The sequence below is a fragment of the Salinivibrio kushneri genome (genome assembly GCF_027286325.1).
GTDB classification, from domain to species: domain Bacteria; phylum Pseudomonadota; class Gammaproteobacteria; order Enterobacterales; family Vibrionaceae; genus Salinivibrio; species Salinivibrio kushneri_A.
In genome coordinates, this window is record NZ_CP114588.1 from 2,275,173 (window position 1) to 2,294,261 (window position 19,089).

The 19,089-nt window shown below is 50.4% G+C and carries 16 protein-coding genes and 2 tRNA genes; 3 read left to right on the forward strand and 15 right to left on the reverse strand.

Features of this window, described 5'->3' with window-relative positions; genetic code table 11:
* Positions 1-173: 173 nt before the first annotated feature.
* Positions 174-1,070: a LysR family transcriptional regulator gene (locus N8M53_RS10495; RefSeq protein WP_269578742.1), complete on the reverse strand. Its 897-nt coding sequence runs from the start codon at positions 1,068-1,070 to the stop codon at positions 174-176.
* A gap of 101 nt (positions 1,071-1,171) precedes the next feature.
* Here N8M53_RS10495 and metE point away from each other — a divergent pair, with 101 nt between their 5' ends.
* Complete coding sequence (gene metE, locus N8M53_RS10500; RefSeq protein WP_269578743.1) at positions 1,172-3,442, forward strand: 5-methyltetrahydropteroyltriglutamate--homocysteine S-methyltransferase; 2,271 nt, start codon at positions 1,172-1,174, stop codon at positions 3,440-3,442.
* 165 nt (positions 3,443-3,607) lie between these two features.
* Here metE and rpsO read toward each other — a convergent pair whose 3' ends face one another.
* The 13 genes from rpsO to rlmE all read right to left on the reverse strand — a co-directional run bounded on the left by rpsO (position 3,608) and on the right by rlmE (position 16,230).
* Complete coding sequence (gene rpsO / locus N8M53_RS10505) at positions 3,608-3,877, reverse strand: 30S ribosomal protein S15 (protein ID WP_046075122.1); 270 nt, start codon at positions 3,875-3,877, stop codon at positions 3,608-3,610.
* A 157-nt stretch (positions 3,878-4,034) separates the two neighbouring features.
* On the reverse strand, positions 4,035-4,991 hold the full coding sequence (gene truB / locus N8M53_RS10510; RefSeq protein ID WP_269578744.1) for a tRNA pseudouridine(55) synthase TruB: 957 nt from the start codon (positions 4,989-4,991) through the stop codon (positions 4,035-4,037).
* Positions 4,992-4,994: 3 nt separating this feature from the next.
* Positions 4,995-5,387, reverse strand: a complete 393-nt coding sequence (rbfA, locus tag N8M53_RS10515; RefSeq protein WP_046075120.1) for a 30S ribosome-binding factor RbfA — start codon at positions 5,385-5,387, stop codon at positions 4,995-4,997.
* Positions 5,388-5,473: 86 nt separating this feature from the next.
* Positions 5,474-8,191, reverse strand: a complete 2,718-nt coding sequence (gene infB, locus N8M53_RS10520) for a translation initiation factor IF-2 (protein WP_269578745.1) — start codon at positions 8,189-8,191, stop codon at positions 5,474-5,476.
* Between the two features lie 21 nt (positions 8,192-8,212).
* Positions 8,213-9,700 (reverse strand): transcription termination factor NusA, encoded by a 1,488-nt coding sequence (nusA, locus tag N8M53_RS10525; RefSeq protein ID WP_077578313.1) that lies wholly within the window; start codon positions 9,698-9,700, stop codon positions 8,213-8,215.
* A gap of 21 nt (positions 9,701-9,721) precedes the next feature.
* Positions 9,722-10,177, reverse strand: a complete 456-nt coding sequence (gene rimP, locus N8M53_RS10530) for a ribosome maturation factor RimP (protein WP_077773197.1) — start codon at positions 10,175-10,177, stop codon at positions 9,722-9,724.
* A 423-nt stretch (positions 10,178-10,600) separates the two neighbouring features.
* A tRNA-Met gene (locus tag N8M53_RS10535) sits at positions 10,601-10,677 on the reverse strand.
* A gap of 63 nt (positions 10,678-10,740) precedes the next feature.
* Positions 10,741-10,827, reverse strand: a tRNA-Leu gene (locus N8M53_RS10540).
* A gap of 7 nt (positions 10,828-10,834) precedes the next feature.
* Positions 10,835-11,173 carry a preprotein translocase subunit SecG gene (secG, locus tag N8M53_RS10545; protein WP_269578746.1) on the reverse strand — a complete coding sequence of 113 codons (339 nt, stop codon included), beginning with the start codon at positions 11,171-11,173 and terminating at the stop codon, positions 10,835-10,837.
* Positions 11,174-11,350: 177 nt separating this feature from the next.
* Positions 11,351-12,688 (reverse strand): phosphoglucosamine mutase, encoded by a 1,338-nt coding sequence (gene glmM / locus N8M53_RS10550; protein ID WP_269578747.1) that lies wholly within the window; start codon positions 12,686-12,688, stop codon positions 11,351-11,353.
* A complete protein-coding gene (gene folP, locus N8M53_RS10555) occupies positions 12,688-13,539 on the reverse strand; it encodes a dihydropteroate synthase (protein WP_269578748.1) in 852 nt (283 codons plus the stop codon). The genes glmM and folP overlap by 1 nt, the downstream gene beginning before the upstream one ends.
* A 60-nt stretch (positions 13,540-13,599) precedes the next feature.
* Entirely contained in the window at positions 13,600-15,549 is a 1,950-nt protein-coding gene (ftsH, locus tag N8M53_RS10560; RefSeq protein WP_269578749.1) for an ATP-dependent zinc metalloprotease FtsH, read from the reverse strand.
* 51 nt (positions 15,550-15,600) lie between these two features.
* Complete coding sequence (gene rlmE, locus N8M53_RS10565) at positions 15,601-16,230, reverse strand: 23S rRNA (uridine(2552)-2'-O)-methyltransferase RlmE (protein WP_077578311.1); 630 nt, start codon at positions 16,228-16,230, stop codon at positions 15,601-15,603.
* A 205-nt stretch (positions 16,231-16,435) separates the two neighbouring features.
* Between rlmE and yhbY the strand changes: the two genes are divergently transcribed.
* Positions 16,436-16,732, forward strand: coding sequence for a ribosome assembly RNA-binding protein YhbY (gene yhbY, locus N8M53_RS10570; RefSeq protein ID WP_077773193.1), 297 nt, complete (start codon positions 16,436-16,438; stop codon positions 16,730-16,732).
* A gap of 103 nt (positions 16,733-16,835) precedes the next feature.
* Here yhbY and greA read toward each other — a convergent pair whose 3' ends face one another.
* Complete coding sequence (gene greA, locus N8M53_RS10575) at positions 16,836-17,309, reverse strand: transcription elongation factor GreA (RefSeq protein WP_046075110.1); 474 nt, start codon at positions 17,307-17,309, stop codon at positions 16,836-16,838.
* A 277-nt stretch (positions 17,310-17,586) separates the two neighbouring features.
* On the opposite strand from greA, the gene dacB reads away from it, so the two are divergent.
* Positions 17,587-19,029 (forward strand): D-alanyl-D-alanine carboxypeptidase/D-alanyl-D-alanine-endopeptidase, encoded by a 1,443-nt coding sequence (gene dacB / locus N8M53_RS10580; RefSeq protein WP_269578750.1) that lies wholly within the window; start codon positions 17,587-17,589, stop codon positions 19,027-19,029.
* The last annotated feature ends 60 nt before the right edge of the window (positions 19,030-19,089 follow it).

The following is a 19,089-nucleotide window of genomic DNA, read 5'->3' on the forward strand; positions in this document are numbered from 1 at the left end:
AACCTTGATACATTATCGGTCTAATTAGACTTATCCGAAAGTGATTTTACTAGGAAATGTGCGCTTTATACGGCTCAAAAATGAGACAACAGCGAGGCTGAAACTATGGCAGTGCGATAATACGAAAGTTATTTGCAAAGAAGAGGTTATTCCATTTTCTTGTGCCAAGTGAATCACAACTTGCGATGGATACTGGTCACACTCGCTTGCCGAATAAAATCCTCGATATAATCTTCTCTCTCTCCAGCACGTATTCCTAAATGAATGGCTTTATTGATGCCGCTTTTTCCCATACGCAAAACATGTAGGTTAAGTTGTTGCTGGTACTCTTTTGCCAGCCACTTCGGTAAGGCCGCGATGCCTCGTCCTGCCGCAACCATTTGTAGCATAATGTCTGTCGTTTCAATGGTTTTATGTTTGCGTGGCGCACAATGTGCCGGAGCTAGAAACTGGGTGAACACATCTAAACGTGCTTGGTCAACAGGGTAGGTAATAAGTACTTCTTGCGTCACCTGATGAGGCTCGACATGAGACTGCGATGCCAACGGGCTTTGTGGGTGAGTCACAAGCACCAGTTCGTAATCAAACACGGAGACATAGTCAATACCTGGTTTAAACAAGGGATCCGGTGTGACAAGCACATCAATGTCGTGACCAAATAATGCCCCTAGGCCACCGAATTGAAACTTTTGTTTCACGTCGACATCCACATCTGGCCATTGGTGCAAAAAAGGCTCAACCACTTTCAGCAACCACTGGTAGCAGGGATGACACTCCATGCCGATGCGCAATGTACCGCGCTGACCTTGTGCAAACTGTTTGAGTTGTTGTTCAGCATGTTCAAACTGAGGAAGCATGCGTTCAGAAAGGGTAAGCAAGTACTCACCAGCCTGTGTGAAGTGTAATTGCCTGCCTGACTTTTTCCACAGGCTAACTCCTATCTGGCTTTCTAATTTTTTCATCGCGTGGCTAATCGCAGACTGAGTGAGATAAAGCGTCTCTGCTGCTGCGGTAAGCGATCCTTGCTCTTTTATTGCGCGCAAAATATGAAGGTGGTGACGTTCTAACATGCCTTTTCCATGACCAAATTTCATTGATTGATGAAATAATGCCATTTTAGTTCATAACGAGAAAGCCCTATGCTGAACTCAACTTAAAGGAGGACGTATAGATGGCTAAAACTCATAATCTCGGCTTTCCACGTATCGGAGCACAGCGTGAACTCAAATTTGCACTCGAGCGTTACTGGCGTGGCGAATCATCACAGCAAGATTTAACCCATGTTGCGGCAGAACTACGCCGAACCCATTGGCAACAACAAGGTAAGCTCGACACGGTGCCTGCCGGCGATTTTTCCTTTTACGACCATGTGCTTGATACCAGCTTTTTAGTCGGCAATGTCCCTGATCGTGTGGCTGAGCATCAAGATAACACCCTCGATAACTACTTCCGAGTCGCCCGTGGCCGCTCGGCAAATGATACCGGATGCCAGTGTGTCCACGCTGGTGAAATGACCAAATGGTTTGACACCAATTATCACTACATCGTGCCAGAATTTACCGCGAAAACCACCTTTAGCTTGCACGCTGAAAATCTATTAACGCAAATAGAAGAAACCAAAAAAGCGGGTGTTCAGGCCAAGCCTGTTTTGGTCGGTCCTGTCACGTATCTGTGGCTAGGTAAAGAAAAAGATGCCTCTAACAAACTGGATCTGCTCGATAAGCTCTTGCCCGTGTATCAAGCGCTACTGAGCAAACTGGCAGAAAAAGGCGTTGAGTGGGTCCAAATCGATGAGCCTATTTTGGTGACTGAGCTTACGCCTGAGTGGCAAACGGCATTACACACTGCGTATCAGGCGCTAAGCCAAATCCAGGTGAAATTATTGCTGGCGAGCTACTTCGGTGAACAAGCTGAAAATCGTCAATTGGCGCAATCGTTGCCCGTTGACGGCTGGCATTTGGATGCTATTCGTGGCCGAGGAGATGTAGATTCATATCGTGAAACACTTGGCGAACAACACGTCCTGTCTCTTGGTGTGATTAATGGTCGTAATGTATGGAAAACTAACCTTGATGCCACGTTGGAATGGCTCGAACCGATTCATCAATCGCTGGGCGATCGCCTCTGGCTCGCGCCCTCTTGCTCTTTGCTCCATGTGCCGGTCGATTTGGCGAGCGAACAAAAGCTCGACCCAGAGGTAAAAAACTGGCTTGCCTTTGCCCATCAAAAACTCGAGGAGCTAGATGTACTCGCTCGCGCCCTTAATCATGGCCGTCAAACCGTCCAGCCAGCGCTGGACAATAACCGTGAGGTAATCGAAAGCCGTCAGAAATCACCACGTGTACACAACCCTAAGGTGCAAGCCGCATTAGCAGCGATTACTCCGCACTTAGGGACACGGCAGCGTCCGTTTGCAGAGCGTGTTCGCTTGCAACACGAGCAGCTCAAACTACCGCGCTTCCCCACCACCACCATAGGCTCTTTCCCACAAACGCGCACCATTCGCCAAACGCGTTTGCAATACAAAAAAGGCGAGATTGATGCGGTGACCTATCAGGACATTATGCGCAAAGAGATCGCTCACGCAGTAGAAAAGCAAGAAACACTGGGGCTTGATGTCTTGGTTCACGGTGAAGCTGAGCGTAACGATATGGTGGAGTACTTTGGCGAACAACTAGATGGCTATGTATTTAGCCAATTCGGTTGGGTGCAATCGTATGGCTCTCGCTGTGTGAAGCCACCGATTTTATTTGGTGATATTGAGCGCCCTAAAGCGATGACCGTCGAGTGGACCCAGTACGCTCAGTCTCTGACTGATAAGCCACTAAAAGGCATGCTCACCGGACCGGTCACCATTCTTAATTGGTCATTTGTGCGCGATGATCAGCCACGATCGCAAACCTGTAACCAACTGGCGCTGGCGATCCGACAAGAGGTACAAGATCTCGAGAAAGCTGGTACCAAGATCATTCAAATTGATGAAGCCGCACTACGTGAAGGTTTACCTCTGCGTCGCAGTGAGTGGCAAAGCTATCTGGATTGGGCAATTAACGCATTTAAAATTGCCGCCAACGGTGTCAATGACGAGACGCAAATCCACACCCATATGTGTTATTCCGAGTTTAACGATATCATCGCTTCCATTGCTGATATGGACGCCGACGTGATCACCATAGAAACCTCGCGCTCGGACATGGAGCTACTGGATGCGTTTGATCACTTTGACTATCCCAATGATATTGGCCCAGGCGTTTACGATATTCATTCTCCCAATACGCCTACTCAAGCACAAATTATTGGGTTGATGAACAAAGCCGCCGCCCGTATTCCTGAAGAAAGGTTGTGGGTGAACCCCGATTGCGGCCTAAAAACCCGCCAATGGGACGAGGTGATCCCAGCATTAGAAAATATGGTCGCAGCGGCAAAAGCGCTTCGCCAGTGACACTGCGTCAGTGACACTGCGTCAGTGACACTGCGTCAGTGACACTGCGTTATCAAAGCGGGTAATCGGTATACCGTCAAACAAAAACGCGCCACGGACTTGTCCTGTGGCGCGTTTTTTTATCGCAAAAGAAAAGGGAGCCTGAGCTCCCTTTTCTCCAGAATCTTAGCGACGGATGCCTAGACGCTTGATAACGTCCAAGTAACGGTCAACGTTGTTCTTTTTCAGGTAATCAAGCAGCTTACGACGACGTGAAACCATGCGTAGCAGGCCACGACGGCTGTGGTGGTCACCTTTGTGCTCAGCGAAGTGCGATTGCAGATCGTTGATTGATGCGGTCAAAAGGGCGATTTGAACTTCTGGTGAACCAGTGTCGTTCTCAGTTTTACCAAAATCAGCAACGATTTGTGCTTTTGCTTCTGCAGTCAGAGACATAATGCTCTCCTAATAAGAGTGTGTGATTATCATGCACCAGCCAATCTCTGATTCAGCCGGTGCCCGAAGGCGCGTATTCTACTGACTTTCGTCTAAGGTAGCAATCTATCCACGCCTCTTTTTTCCTGTAAAAACACGCGCCGAAGCGTCGGGCTTTTTAGCGTGCTTCAGGCTGACGGCTCGCCACCAAGCGACGTGGGGCGACTAAACCATCGGCGTCGATTTCTCCCACACCAATGAAGTGGCGCTCATCGCCCGCGGTGAGGCGAACAAAACCACTTGTAGGTGCATTGGGTACTTGAACCGCTTGCCCTTGCAGCGCATAGCTCGCCATCACCGGCAACAAGTTAATTTCACGTAAGTCTTGGACCGCGGTATCAAGGGGCAGTAGCAAAGGATCGAGCAACTGCTTAGGCTGGATCTCTTGCTCTCTCGCTTGATTGAGCAAGCTTTCCAGTTGCTCAAGCGTCACCATATGGCGTGTTGGATACGCCGATACACCGGTACGACGCAAGGCTGTTACGTGCGCGCCACAGCCCAGCATTTCGCCCAGATCGTCGACGATAGTGCGAATATAAGTGCCTTTAGAGCAATGCACTTCCATTTCAATCTCATCACCTTCAAAGCGCAACAGCTCAATCTGATACACCTTAATGGTACGCGCTTCGCGCGGCACTTCGATGCCTTGGCGCGCGTATTCATACAAAGGTTTTCCTTGGTATTTCAGCGCCGAGAACATAGAAGGGATTTGTTGGGTTTCACCGCGAAATTTAGCGATGCAACGCTCAAGTAGTCCCAAGTTGACTTTGACATCACGGGTTTCTACCACTTCGCCATCGGCGTCAGAAGTGTTAGTACGCTCACCCAGCTTTGCCACGACGCGATAACGTTTGTCGGAATCAAGCAAGAACTGGGAAAACTTGGTCGCTTCGCCAAGGCAAATTGGCAACATACCGGTTGCGAGCGGATCAAGCGCCCCTGTGTGGCCTGCTTTTTCGGCAAAAAAGATACGTTTTACTTTTTGTAAGGCATCATTAGAGGTCATGCCCGTGGGCTTATCAAGCAGGATAATCCCATCAACGGGGCGACCTCGACGACGTTGACGACGCGCCATCTGTTACTCCTCACCTTTGTCATCTTCACCACGGCGCTCATCATCGCTGCGCACCGCTTTGCTTACCAAGTTGGAAATACGAATTCCCTCAGTGAGTGACTCATCAAAAACAAAAGTCAGCTCTGGGGTCACACGCAAACGAATAGCCTTTCCGACCAAAGAGCGGATATAACCACTCGCTTCATTGAGGGCTTTGAGGCTTTCTGTCGGCGCTTGCTCGTCAACGGTTAAAAACGTGACGAAAACCTTCGCGTACGCCAGATCACGTGAAATCTGAACGTCAGAGACAGTGACCATGCCAATGCGCGGATCTTTGATTTCGCGCTGCAGTATCAGTGCAATTTCTTTTTGCAGCTGATGGGCGACGCGATCTGTGCGGCTAAAATCTTTACCCATTTTCTTTTCTCTCAATAAAATGGGGGTAAGCGCATGCGCCTCCCCCCACGGTGTATCCAAACAACCTGGTTGATTTATACGCTTAATCAGTCGATTGAGCGCTGAATTTCAACCGTTTCATAGACTTCGATCTGGTCACCAACGCGAACGTCATTGTAGTTCTTCACGCCGATACCACATTCGTAGCCTTTCTTCACTTCGTTGACATCATCTTTGAAGCGACGCAGTGATTCTAGCTCACCCTCGTAGATAACCACGTTTTCACGTAGTACACGGATTGGGTTGTTACGCTTAATCACACCTTCAGAGACCTGACAACCGGCAATGGCGCCCAGTTTTGGTGATTTGAAGACGTCACGTACTTCTGCCAAACCAATGATTTCTTGTTTGAACTCAGGCGCAAGCATACCGCTCATCGCTTGTTTCACTTCATCAATCATGGTGTAGATGACAGAGTAGTAGCGCAGATCCAAGCTTTCATTTTCAATGGTCTTGCGTGCTGCGGCATCGGCACGCACGTTAAAGCCACAAATGATCGCATTGGATGCGGCAGCCAAGACAGCGTCAGTTTCAGTGATACCACCGACACCTGAGCCGACAATCTTCACCTTCACTTCGTCTGTTGACAGTTTCACCAGTGAATCTGCAATCGCTTCGACAGAGCCTTGTACGTCCGCCTTGAGAACGATATTCAGCTCAGCCACTTCACCTTCAGCCATGTTCGAGAACATGTTCTCCAGTTTCGCTTTTTGCTGACGCGCCAGTTTCACGTCACGGAACTTGCCTTGACGATACAGCGCCACTTCACGGGCTTTCTTCTCGTCACGCACGACCGTGGCTTCGTCACCTGCAGCTGGCACACCAGACAGACCGAGGATCTCAACCGGAATCGACGGACCAGCATGCTCTACATCTTGGCCATTCTCATCACGCATCGCACGAACACGGCCATATTCCAAGCCACACAGAACGATATCACCTTTGTTCAAGGTACCTTCTTGAACCAGTACTGTCGCGACAGGACCACGGCCTTTATCAAGACGTGATTCAACCACTACACCGCGCGCCATGCCTTGCTCGACCGCTTTCAGTTCAAGCACTTCTGATTGCAGCAAGATAGACTCAAGCAGGCCGTCAATGTTCTGACCTTGTTTTGCCGAAACATGCACGAAGATGTTTTCACCACCCCACTCTTCAGGGATAACGTCATACTGCGCTAGCTCGTTTTTCACGCTGTCAGGGTTAGCGCCTTCTTTATCCATCTTGTTGACGGCAACAATCAAAGGCACACCTGCCGCTTTCGCGTGTTGGATAGCTTCTTTGGTTTGTGGCATCACGCCATCATCAGCGGCAACCACCAAGACAACGATATCCGTTGCTCCCGCACCACGTGCACGCATAGCGGTGAACGCTGCGTGTCCAGGGGTATCTAAGAAGGTGATCATGCCATTGTCGGTTTGTACGTGATACGCACCGATGTGCTGGGTAATACCGCCCGCTTCACCCGTCGCAACGTGCGCTTTACGGATGTAGTCAAGCAGCGAGGTTTTACCGTGGTCAACGTGACCCATGATAGTCACGACCGGCGCACGTGGCGCTACCGGCGCATCGCTATCACGATCCGAGAGGACTGCTTCTTCCAGCTCGTTTTCTTTACGTAGGATAACCTTGTGACCCATTTCTTCCGCGACCAGTTGCGCGGTTTCTTGGTCGATCACTTGGTTAATCGTCGCCATCGCACCCATTTTCATCATGGTTTTGATGACTTCGGCGCCTTTAACAGCCATCTTGTTGGCCAGCTCTGCCACGGTGATGGTTTCGCCGATTTCAACTTCACGGTTTACTTTCTGCGCTGGCTTTTTAAAGCCATGCTGCATGGATGATGGCTTAGCCATACGGCCTTTGCCTTTCCCACCTTTGCCACGACGGCCGCGAGTGGTTTTATCCTCAGCTGCGTTAGCTTTTTTCTTCTTCTTACGACGCGGGGCGGCACTCTCTTCACGACGATCCGCCTCGTCTTCTGCCTCACGGGCGTACTCGGAAGTGACTGTATGGTGATCAGCCGCCTCCATGGTATTGAGTGCTTTGTCTTGATCTGACCAGCGTTCTTGGTTTGCTTCTGCCATTTTGCGTGCCTCTTCTAACTGCCGCTGACTTTCTTCTTCAGCTTTACGCTTGGCTTCCTCTTCCTGGCGACGCTTAAGTTCATCAGCTTCTTTCTTCGCTTGCGCATCAGCAGCTTGAGCTGCAGCAGTATCCGCTGCGTTTTCTTTAGACTGCTCAGTTTTCGGTTGCGCTTGCGGCTTGGCTTCACGCTTAGCTTTTTCTTCGGCTTCGCGTTTGGCTTTCTCTTCTGCTTCACGTTTGGCTTTTTCTTCCGCCTCACGCTTAGCTTTCTCTTCTGCTTCGCGTTTCGCTTGCTCTTCGGCTTCTAGACGCGCTTTTTCTTCGGCTTCGCGTTTCGCTTGCTCTTCCGCTTCTTGCGCTGACTTTTGCTCTTCAAGCTCGCTACGCTTCACATAGGTACGCTTCTTACGCACCTCAACTTGGACATCTTTGTTCTTTCCGCCAGCCCCTGACACGCTCAGTGTGCTACGTTTCTTGCGCTGAAGCGTCAGACGCGTCGGAGCATTGCCGTTATCACCGTGCTCACGCTTTAAATGCGCGAGCAAAGCTTGTTTCTCATCTTGGCTTACCTGATCGTCAGCCGACTTTTGCATACCAGCTTCTTTAAACTGCTTCAGCAGACGATCGACTGGCGTATCAATTTCCTTCGCCAGCGTATGTACTGTAACCTCTGACATTCTGCTCCTCCTTTGCCGTCTTTACGCTTCGTCGCTGAACCAGCAGATATTACGCGCGGCCATAATCAGCTCGCCCGCACTGGTTTCGTCTAATCCGTCGATATCTAACAGATCATCAGTGCCTTGATCAGCCAGATCTTCCAGCGTCTTCACGCCCTTCGCGGCCAGCTTGAAAGCCATTTCGCGAGAAAGACCGTCGAGAGCCAGTAAATCTTCGGCAGGTTCAACGTCTCCCAGCGACTCTTCTTGTGCCAACGCAATGGTGGTCAACGCTTCTTTGGCACGTGCGCGCAAAATTTCGACGGTGTCTTCGTCTAGGCCATCGATTTCGAGCATTTCGCTGGTTGGCACATAGGCCACTTCTTCAAGGGTGGTAAACCCTTCTTCTACCAAGGTTTCGGCAAAGTCTTCGTCAATATCGAGGTATTTTACAAACAACTCGACGGAGGCTTGCGCTTCTTCTTGGTGTTTTTTCTGTAGATCTTCTACCGTCATCACGTTCAGCTCCCAACCGGTCAGTTGAGACGCCAAACGAACGTTTTGACCGTTACGGCCAATGGCTTGCGCCAAGTTATCCGCCGCGACAGCGATATCCATGGAGTGCGTGTCTTCATCGACGATGATAGAGGCTACGTCGGCCGGTGCCATGGCATTGATCACAAATTGTGCAGGGTTGTCGTCCCACAAAACGATGTCAATGCGCTCGCCACCTAGTTCGGTCGATACGGCTTGCACACGTGCACCACGCATACCCACACAGGCGCCGACAGGGTCAATACGCTTGTCGTTCGTTTTCACCGCAATTTTCGCTCGTGACGCTGGGTCACGCGCCGCGCCCATTAGCTCGATCATTTCCTCGCCAATTTCTGGCACTTCAATGCGGAAAAGCTCACTCAGCATTTCCGGCTTTGAGCGGGTCATAAACAGTTGGAAACCGCGTGCCTCTGGACGAACGGCATATAGCAAGCCACGTACACGGTCGCCTGGACGGAAGTTTTCACGAGGCAGCTGATCTTCGCGCTGGATAACCGCTTCCGCGTTGTTACCCAAATCAACGATAATCACATCGCGGTTAACCTTCTTAACCACACCGGTTACCAGTTCACCTTCATTGTCCATGAACTGCTCAACCACTTGTGCACGCTCAGCTTCACGTACTTTTTGTACGATCACTTGCTTAGCCGTTTGAGTGGTAATACGGTCAAAGGCAACAGATTCAATCTGATCTTCAACGTAACCACCCAACTCTAGGGTCTCGTCTTCGTACTGTGCGGCTTCTAACGTGATTTCACGCGTAGGCTGTGTCACTTCGTCAACCACGAGCCAACGACGGAATGTATCGAATTCACCGGATTTGCGATCAATGGCGATACGTACATCAATGTCGGCTTCGTACTTCTTTTTGGTTGCCGTTGCCAGTGCGGTTTCTAGTGCCTCAAAAATACGCTCACGCGGAACGGCTTTTTCGTTTGAGACCGCTTCGACAACAGCCAAGATTTCTTTATTCATCTACTAATGCCTCATTTACTCTTAAAATGAAGGAACCAGGTTTGCTTTGGCGATATTACTCAAGGCAAACGCCTCATCTTGGCCGTCAACGCGAACCGTGATGGTATCGCCATCGACAGAAAGGATTTCTCCTTTCCACTTACGGCGGTTTTGCATAGCCATTTTCAGCACGATGTTCACTTCATGCCCGATGAATTGCTGATAATGATCAGCGGTGAACAGTGGACGGTCAACCCCAGGTGATGATACCTCAAGGTTATAAGCCACTGTGATTGGGTCTTCTACATCCAACACTGCACTTACCTGACGGCTCACATCGGCACAATCATCCACCGTGATACCATTGTCGTGGTCAATAAAAATACGCAATGTTGAATGTTGGCCAGCTCGAACAAATTCAAGCCCAACCAACTCGTAGTCCAACGCCTCAACCGGCGCGGCCAAAAGTTCAGTCAGTTGTTTCTCTAATCCTGTCATTCCAAACCCCAGAAATAAAAAAAGGGCTTAAAAGCCCAGTTACTATCCGAATGGTCTTCTTCAGATAACAAAAAACCCCGAAGATCGGGGTTTAATGTAACTGGACCCTGATGCTACGCCAATGACGTAGCCGTTATCGCTGGTGTCGGAATCATCTCAGCAATAACGAGAGAGTAACTCTCTGCACAAAGGCTTATTGGTCCGCTTTGTGCTGCCCCCGAGGGCAAAAAGGCTAGCACATGGCTAGCCCGGTTAGCGTGGCTTTAATAAGAAACGCTAACGCGTTATTCAGTTTAGCCGTTATGTTAACAACAAACTTGAAATTGGTTGTGAGAAGCGGATTTTATCGCGCCGCGTAACGGCGCCGACCGGAGGTCGTGTTGATTAAATTCAACCTGATATAGCGCTTCATCAACCTAAAATTGGTTGCGGGAGACGGATTTGAACCGCCGACCTTCGGGTTATGAGCCCGACGAGCTACCAAACTGCTCCATCCCGCGTCCGATTGCGATTATTATATCGCTTTTTGCAACAAAGGTGCAAGCTGATGACCTTTGTGAACTTGGTGCCGAGAGCGGGACTTGAACCCGCACGCCTATAAAGGCACTACCCCCTCAAGATAGCGTGTCTACCAATTCCACCACCTCGGCTCAATTTTTACTGAGGGATCTCGCTGTTATCAACAGGGATTTCGTCCTCTTTTTGCGTCGCTTGCTGTTGTGTAGCAGGCTCGCTTAAATCTTCAAAACCGCCTTTTGCCTCAGGCTTGTGCGCGGTGAGGTTACCAAGCACCAAACTTAACGCAAAGAATGCAATTGCAAAACCGGTTGTCATTCGGGTTAAAAAGTTTCCAGAGCCGCCAGAGCCAAATACTGTATTTGATGCTCCAGCCCCGAACGAGGCTCCCATATCTGCGCCTTTACCTTGCTGAACCAGAACCAGGCCAATTACACCGATTGCGGCCAACAGATAAATCACAAGTAGAATTTCGTACATGGTTCCACCTATGCTCCAGGTTGTTGAGCCGGCAGTGTTACTTTTCAGCCAGCGCAGCCCCCTTCGTTGGGAGCGGGTGAATACTAGCGAAAGCGCGGTGACGAAACAAGAGAAAATTACAAAAAACCTTGATTTCGACGCTGTTTGCGCAATCTATAACCACCCGCTCGAGGTTTATCAACAATTCGCCTTCACGGCTTCTGCGATTTCAAGCGCATACGCCTGAACATTATCGGCCTCAGGCCCTTCCACCATCACTCGGATTAAAGGTTCCGTGCCCGATTTACGTAACAGTACACGCCCTTGCTCGCTCAGCTTTTCCTCTACACTGGCTTTCGCTGCCAGCACAGGTTCGCTTTGTAACGGGTCAACTGAGCCACTGAAACGGACGTTCTCTAATACCTGAGGCAACAAGGTCATCCCGTCACTCAAGGCTTTGAGATCCATGCCAGTCGCTGCCATGCTGGCTAATACTTGTAACGCGGCAACAATGCCATCCCCAGTCGTGACTTTATCTAGCACGATCACGTGGCCCGAGTTTTCTGCACCGATCCGCCACCCTTTCTCTTGCAGCATTTCCATCACATAGCGGTCGCCCACTTTGGCGCGGGCAAACGGAATGCCGAGAGACTGAAGTGCGAGCTCCATCCCCATGTTGGTCATCAAGGTGCCCACGACGCCACCCTTTAATTCACCACGACGAAGGCTTTCTCGCGCAATAATATACGCAATTTGGTCACCGTCGACTTTGTTACCAAGGTGGTCAACCATGATGACGCGGTCGCCATCACCATCAAACGCTACCCCTAAATCGGCTTTTTGCTCGAGGACTTGTTGTTGTAACGCACGAACGTCAGTGGCTCCCACCTCATCGTTGATATTGGTGCCGTTGGGCGCACAGCCAATGGTGGTCACCTCCGCACCCAGCTCACGAAACACAGAAGGTGCAATGTGATAAGTGGCACCGTGGGCACAATCGAGCACCATTTTTAAGCCACTCAGGCTCAAGGCGCTCGGGAAGGTACCTTTACAAAACTCTATATAACGCCCTGCCGCGTCATTAATCCGGCTAGCTTTACCTAACTCAGCAGACTCGACACAAGTCAGTGTTTTTTCCAACTCAGCTTCAATCGCTAATTCAACCTCATCCGCCAGTTTGGTGCCTTCTGAGGAAAAGAATTTAATTCCGTTATCGTAATGCGGGTTATGCGACGCCGAAATGACAATCCCGGCTTCCGCGCGGAACGTTTGGGTTAAGTACGCAATCGCAGGTGTAGGCATGGGACCAGTAAAGGCCGCTTCCAGTCCCGCCGCTGACAGACCCGACTCAAGCGCTGACTCTAACATGTACCCAGAAATACGCGTATCTTTACCAATCAGTACCTTACGTGTGCCTTGTTGTGATAACACACGTCCAGCCGCCCAACCAAGCTTCAGCATAAATTCAGGCGTGATGGGGAATTCGCCCACCTTGCCGCGCACACCATCGGTGCCAAAATACTTACGCTCTGTCATTATTTTTCTTCTCCTAATCCATTTTTTACACGCGCTGTCATGGCAACCACTTTGAGTGCATCAGCGGTTTCTTTCACATCGTGGACGCGAATAATCTGTGCCCCTTTAGCCGCGGCTAAGGTAGCACAGGCAACGCTACCGCCCAGAATATCCTGCGGCGTTTTATCTAACATTTTATAAATCATTGACTTACGTGACATCCCTGCTAATACAGGTAATCCGAAGTCATGAAAAGCATCGAGGTCAGCAAGAAGCTGATAGTTATGCGCTAACGTCTTACCAAACCCAAAGCCAGGATCCAGAATGATATTCTGTCGACGGACCCCCGCGTCAGTGCAGGCATCGATACGTGCCGCTAAAAACGCTTTCACCTCTCCAACGACATCTTGGTAGTCAGGGGCTGATTGCATTGTTCGTGGTTGTCCTTGCATGTGCATGATGCACACTGGCACTTGCAGATCCGCTGCCGCTTCCAACGCCCCAGGCTCTTGTAATGCACGCACATCATTAATGAGGTTGGCACCCGCATTTACTGCGGCACGCATAACGGCTGCTTTACTGGTATCAATTGAAATCCAACAATCAGATTGCTCACGAATCGCTTCAATGACTGGAACAACACGATTAATTTCGTCTTGCTCATCGACATCGGCCGCACCTGGACGCGTCGACTCGCCACCAATATCGAGAATGGTGGCGCCATCTGCGAGCATTTGCATCGCTCGTTCGACCGCTTTGTCGCAGTGCTGAAATTGGCCACCATCGGAAAAGGAATCCGGCGTGACGTTTAAGATCCCCATGATGACAGGGCGGGTCAGAGAAAGCGTGAGGTTATTGTGTGTTATTTGCATGCGTTTTTCCAAGCACGATCAAAAAAACCCCGACGTGTCGGGGTTTGTTTTCATGGGCATTTATGCTTCAGATTGGTTTTCTGAATCAAGCGGCTTTTGTTTTTTGTCGTCAGATTGCTCGTCAGACTCGCTCGCTTTTGATGCATCCGGTTTGCTCGGCGTATCATCTGAAGATGAACCACCATCGCCACCTTCCCAGCCTGCAGGCTCTCGCACGTCTCGGCGAGCCATTAAATCATCGATTTGTGCCGCATCAATGGTTTCGTACTTCATCAACGCATCTTTCATCGCGTGCATAATATCGAGGTTTTCTTCCAAGATTTGCTTGGCGCGATCGTAATTGCGGTCAATGATGCCACGGATTTCCGCGTCAATGAGTCGGGCAGTCTCATCGGAGATGTGCTTGGTCTGTGCCACAGAGCGACCAAGGAAGACTTCGCCTTCTTCTTCCGCATACAGCAGTGGACCGAGTTTCTCTGAGAAGCCCCATTGCGTCACCATTTTGCGGGCAATATCGGTCGCGCGCTCGATGTCGTTTGATGCCCCTGTCGAGACTTTCTCTTTGCCGTAGATCAGCTCTTCCGCTAAGCGGCCACCGTACAGGCTCGAAATCATCGAATCGAGGTGCTGACGCGACATGCTGATCCTGTCTTGCTCAGGCAAGTACATGGTCACACCCAATGCACGTCCACGCGGGATAATGGAGACCTTGTACACAGGATCATGCTCAGGCACCAAGCGACCAACAATTGCGTGACCCGCTTCGTGATACGCGGTTGACTCTTTGGTTTCTTCCGACATCACCATTGAACGGCGCTCGGCGCCCATCATGATTTTGTCTTTGGCAAGCTCAAACTCGACCATCGACACCACACGTTTATTACCACGCGCAGAGAACAATGCTGCTTCGTTAACAAGGTTAGCCAAGTCAGCCCCTGAGAAACCTGGTGTACCGCGCGCAATCAGTGACGCATCGACATCATTACCAAGCGGCACTTTGCGCATGTGTACTTTGAGAATATGCTCACGGCCACGCACATCTGGCAAGCTCACCACCACTTGACGGTCAAAGCGACCAGGACGCAATAGCGCAGGGTCCAATACGTCTGGACGGTTAGTCGCCGCAATGACGATCACGCCTTCGTTGCCCTCAAAGCCATCCATTTCGACCAACATCTGGTTCAAGGTTTGCTCACGCTCGTCGTGACCTCCGCCAAGCCCAGCGCCACGTTGACGACCAACAGCATCGATTTCATCAATAAAGATAATGCACGGCGAGGCTTTTTTAGCTTGCTCGAACATATCGCGGACGCGTGATGCACCCACACCCACGAACATTTCCACGAAATCAGAGCCGGAAATGGTAAAGAATGGCACTTTGGCTTCACCGGCAATCGCTTTGGCCAGCAAGGTTTTACCTGTACCTGGAGGACCGACCATCAATACGCCGGTTGGGATTTTACCCCCTAGCTTCTGGAAACGGCTTGGATCACGCAGGTAATCCACCAGCTCCTTCACGTCCTCTTTGGCTTCATCACAGCCAGCTACGTCAGTGAAAGTAGTTTTTACCTGCTCCTCACTCATCATTTTGGCTTTCGATTTACCAAACGACATGGCGCCTTTGCCGCCACCGCCTTGCATCTGGCGCATGAAGAAAATCCACACCCCGATAAGCAGTAGCATTGGGAACCAAGAAATGAAGATCGATGCCAACATACTTGGCTCTTCAGGTGGCGTCCCTTTCACGCGCACGTTTTTGTTAAGCAAATCATCCAAAAGCTTTGGATCATTCATCACAGGCATAAAGGTGACATAGCGTGAGCCGTCACGTCGGGTGACACTCAGCTCACGATCGTCAAATTTTACTTCCTGTATTTGATCGTTGCCGATTTCGCGTACGAAAGAGGTATAGTCGACTTGACGACCGGCGCTGTCCCCTGGTCCAAAGCTTTGGAACACAGACATTAAGACAACGGCGATAACCAGCCACAGAATCAAGTTTTTTGCCATGTCACTCAAGGTGTTAGCCTCGCATAACTGAGATAGATAAATGTAAGGGTACTACAGTTTATAACCTGTAGCCACAATGTAGACTTCTCGCGACCTTGCACGGGATGAGTCGGGTTTTCGAATTTTGACCGCTGTAAACATTTTACGCACCTCGGCCAAATACTGATCAAAGCCTTCGCCCTGAAAAACTTTTACCACGAAGCTGCCTTTCGGCCCCAGCACTTCACGGCACATCTCTAATGCCAGTTCGACCAAATACATCGCTTTGGGTTGATCGGCCGCCTGATTGCCGCTCATATTTGGCGCCATGTCAGACATCACCACATCAACTTGGTTGGGTTGAATGCGCTCGAGCAAGGTGTCGAGCACCGCTTGTTCGCGAAAATCCCCTTGAAGAAAGCTAACACCTGGCATGGGATCCATGGGTAAGATATCGCAAGCAATCACTTGCCCGTCGTCACCGACTTGTGTCGCTGCATACTGCGACCAACCTCCAGGAGCAGCGCCCAGATCGACCACGGTCATTCCCGGCTTTAAGATGCGATCTTTTTGCTGAATCTCTTCTAGCTTAAAAATGGCCCGAGACCGATACCCTTTTTTCTGCGCTTCATGAACGTATTTATCGTCGAAGTGTTCTTTCAGCCAGCGTCCTGAGCTGGCAGAGTGTTTTTTATTCGCCATGTTGTTCCTACTACGCCCACCAATCGCACTACATTCATATAAAATTCAAACAATTGCGTGCGTTAGCTTATTCTCAAAGACAGACTCGCTCTCACCAAGCAGACGACGTGCTTGCCATCCGCCCACTTTCTACTGTTTCAGTTTGTGGTGAGATGGCGTTAGAATGGCATGTTTTCAACCCCTAGCAAATAGAAATCGAGCCAACATGAAACTCAGCACCAAACAAAAACAGCATCTCAAAGGACTGGCTCACCCGCTTAAGCCTGTCGTCTTAATGGGCGCCAACGGTTTAACTGAAGCCGTGGTCGCTGAAATTGAGCTTGCGCTTGATCACCACGAGCTGATTAAAGTGAAAGTCGCTTCGGAAGACCGTGAGACCAAAAACCTGATTGTCGACGCGATCCTTCGGGAAACAGGCGCTGAAAAAGTGCAGGTAATCGGTAAAACCTTAGTGATTTATCGCCAAAGCGAAGAGCGCAAAATTGAATTACCACGCAAATAATCACGTGTGTGATCAACGACGTGCTGTAGCATAACAAAAAGGCCGCATTGCGGCCTTTTTACTGTGTCAGCATCGGAGAAAAGTTACATTCAGTAACACTTTCCTATACGTAATCGACACTATCAATTTCAAACTCTTTGACGCCACCTGGGGTGGTGATGCTCACTTCTTCGCCTTCTTCTTTACCAATCAGACCGCGCGCGATGGGAGAATTCACCGAAATTAAATTCGCTTTGATGTCGGCTTCGTCATCACCCACGATTCGATAGGTCACTTCTTCGTCAGTGCTCACATCAATCAAGGTGACCGTCGCGCCAAAAATCACTTTGCCATTATTCGGCATCTTAGTGACATCAATCACCTGTGCCACCGACAGCTTGTATTCGATATCACGGATTTGCGCCTCACAAATGCCCTGCTCTTCACGAGCCGCATGATATTCTGCGTTTTCTTTTAAGTCACCGAGTTCACGCGCCTCTGCAATGGCGTTGGAGATCTCAGGGCGACGCTTGATCAACTTGTCCAGCTCTTCTCGTAGCAGCTGCTCACCGCGTACGGTCATTGGCACTTTATCCATAAATGACATTACCTCTTTCAATCCACAGCAAAGGGATTTTGGCAAAACAAAGCCACGCCCAAACAGAGTATCTGGGCGCGGCGGAATTCAACGCTTTTTTTAGATTGTAAACAAGAATTCGCGCAAAATCATCTCTGATCCGGTGATAGCATAAGCCGCCCATCCACTATCCGCTTCATCTCCAGCCCAACTGATGCATTGGTCACCCCCGAACGGCTTGTCTTCAAGGCTAGACAGGGTAGGATGGCATGCATGCGCAAACAAAAAGGCTTTTACCATGCTGTCCGCTCTTTTCCGCCGCCTCGCCCCCATGGCGATTTTCCTCGTGCCGTTTGCATCGGCCTCCGCGCCGTCGTTAACACTGGAACAACTGACACCGTTACTCCCTCAAGGCAGCCAAGTCGCGCTATGGGTGAGTGATGCGCAGCAAAATCAGCCCCAGATCAGTGAGCAAGCCGATGCGCTGCTGCCCCCGGCCAGTACACAAAAACTCCTCACTGGACTCGCCGCTCGACTTTATTTACCAAGCACTTTCCGGTTTTCCACCCGATTGGTGCAAACCGGTGATGACATCGCCCTTATTTTTAACGGTGACCCCTTACTGACTCGAAAAGATATTCGTCAACTGCTGAGTCAATTACCGCGTCGTGGCCTCGATACCATTAACAACCTCTATCTGGATGGTCATGCGTTTGCGGGTCGCACCCGTGCGCCAGGCTGGCCATGGGACATTTTAGCGGTCTGCTACAGTGCACCTTCCACGGCAATCACCCTCAATCACAACTGTGTGCAAGGGGCGATTTATAGCCAGCCTGATAGCACGTTGACACGCGTGCATGTTCCTGACCACCAGCCCGTTTCAGTAGAGAACCAAGCGCGAGCGGTAAGCGAGGACGAACAAGCTACCCGCCATTGCGGTCTCGATCTCACCGCGACACCGCAAAATACGTATTATTTTTCCGGTTGCCTCCCGCACCGGGAGCGTCCGCTGCCACTCAACTTTGCCGTACAGACCCCTTCGACTTACGTCAAAGCCATTGTGGCCGATGAGCTCGCGCGCCTAAATGTGCGCGTGAAAGGCGATATCCGAGTGGCGCGAGCACCCAGCCAGTCACGCGAGTTGGCTCGTCACCAGTCAGCGCCCCTTACCTCCCTGCTAACCACGATGCTGCGCGACTCTGACAACCTCATTGCCGACAATCTTCTCAAAGCCTTAGGGCGCCGCTACTTTCAGCAGCCTGGCTCTTATCGCAATGGCGTCGCGGCGGTGAAAGCGATATTGCAGGAGGCTGGGATTGACCTATCACAGGCCGTACTGGTCGATGGGTCAGGGCTGTCTCGTAATAATCGTCTCAGCGCCCGCCAACTGGCGGAAGTGATGCATTACATCACCACTCACCCAGCACTCGGCATGGCTCAAATGCTCCCTACTGCCGGCATAGATGGGACCCTCAAGTATCGCCAGAGCATTCGTCATGCTCCCATAAAAGGGCGATTAAAGGCCAAAAGTGGCTCGCTGTATGGCAGCTTTAATCTAGCTGGGATTCTGGAAGATGATTCAGGAAAACAGCATATCGTGGTGCAACTTGTCAGTCATTATCATCCTGAGGAAGACGCGCAGCCGGAAAATGTTCCCTCGCCGATTACTCAGTTTGAGCGTGAGTTTTATATGGCGCTGATCCGCGGTCAGTTACGGCCTACACTGGCACAGTCTCACTGAATAAAAAAAGCCCGCCTAAATGGCGGGCTAATCATACGTTGCTATCACGCTATTAAAGTC

Bases quoted from the DNA above. Each gene is read 5' to 3' on its own strand.
- N8M53_RS10495 (WP_269578742.1), bottom strand. From the start codon at position 1,070: ATGTTAGAACGTCACCACCTTCATATTTTGCGCGCAATAAAAGAGCAA.
- metE (WP_269578743.1), top strand. From the start codon at position 1,172: ATGGCTAAAACTCATAATCTCGGCTTTCCACGTATCGGAGCACAGCGT.
- rpsO (WP_046075122.1), bottom strand. From the start codon at position 3,877: ATGTCTCTGACTGCAGAAGCAAAAGCACAAATCGTTGCTGATTTTGGT.
- truB (WP_269578744.1), bottom strand. From the start codon at position 4,991: ATGGCGCGTCGTCAACGTCGTCGAGGTCGCCCCGTTGATGGGATTATC.
- rbfA (WP_046075120.1), bottom strand. From the start codon at position 5,387: ATGGGTAAAGATTTTAGCCGCACAGATCGCGTCGCCCATCAGCTGCAA.
- infB (WP_269578745.1), bottom strand. From the start codon at position 8,191: ATGTCAGAGGTTACAGTACATACGCTGGCGAAGGAAATTGATACGCCA.
- nusA (WP_077578313.1), bottom strand. From the start codon at position 9,700: ATGAATAAAGAAATCTTGGCTGTTGTCGAAGCGGTCTCAAACGAAAAA.
- rimP (WP_077773197.1), bottom strand. From the start codon at position 10,177: ATGACAGGATTAGAGAAACAACTGACTGAACTTTTGGCCGCGCCGGTT.
- secG (WP_269578746.1), bottom strand. From the start codon at position 11,173: ATGTACGAAATTCTACTTGTGATTTATCTGTTGGCCGCAATCGGTGTA.
- glmM (WP_269578747.1), bottom strand. From the start codon at position 12,688: ATGACAGAGCGTAAGTATTTTGGCACCGATGGTGTGCGCGGCAAGGTG.
- folP (WP_269578748.1), bottom strand. From the start codon at position 13,539: ATGCAAATAACACACAATAACCTCACGCTTTCTCTGACCCGCCCTGTC.
- ftsH (WP_269578749.1), bottom strand. From the start codon at position 15,549: ATGGCAAAAAACTTGATTCTGTGGCTGGTTATCGCCGTTGTCTTAATG.
- rlmE (WP_077578311.1), bottom strand. From the start codon at position 16,230: ATGGCGAATAAAAAACACTCTGCCAGCTCAGGACGCTGGCTGAAAGAA.
- yhbY (WP_077773193.1), top strand. From the start codon at position 16,436: ATGAAACTCAGCACCAAACAAAAACAGCATCTCAAAGGACTGGCTCAC.
- greA (WP_046075110.1), bottom strand. From the start codon at position 17,309: ATGGATAAAGTGCCAATGACCGTACGCGGTGAGCAGCTGCTACGAGAA.
- dacB (WP_269578750.1), top strand. From the start codon at position 17,587: ATGCTGTCCGCTCTTTTCCGCCGCCTCGCCCCCATGGCGATTTTCCTC.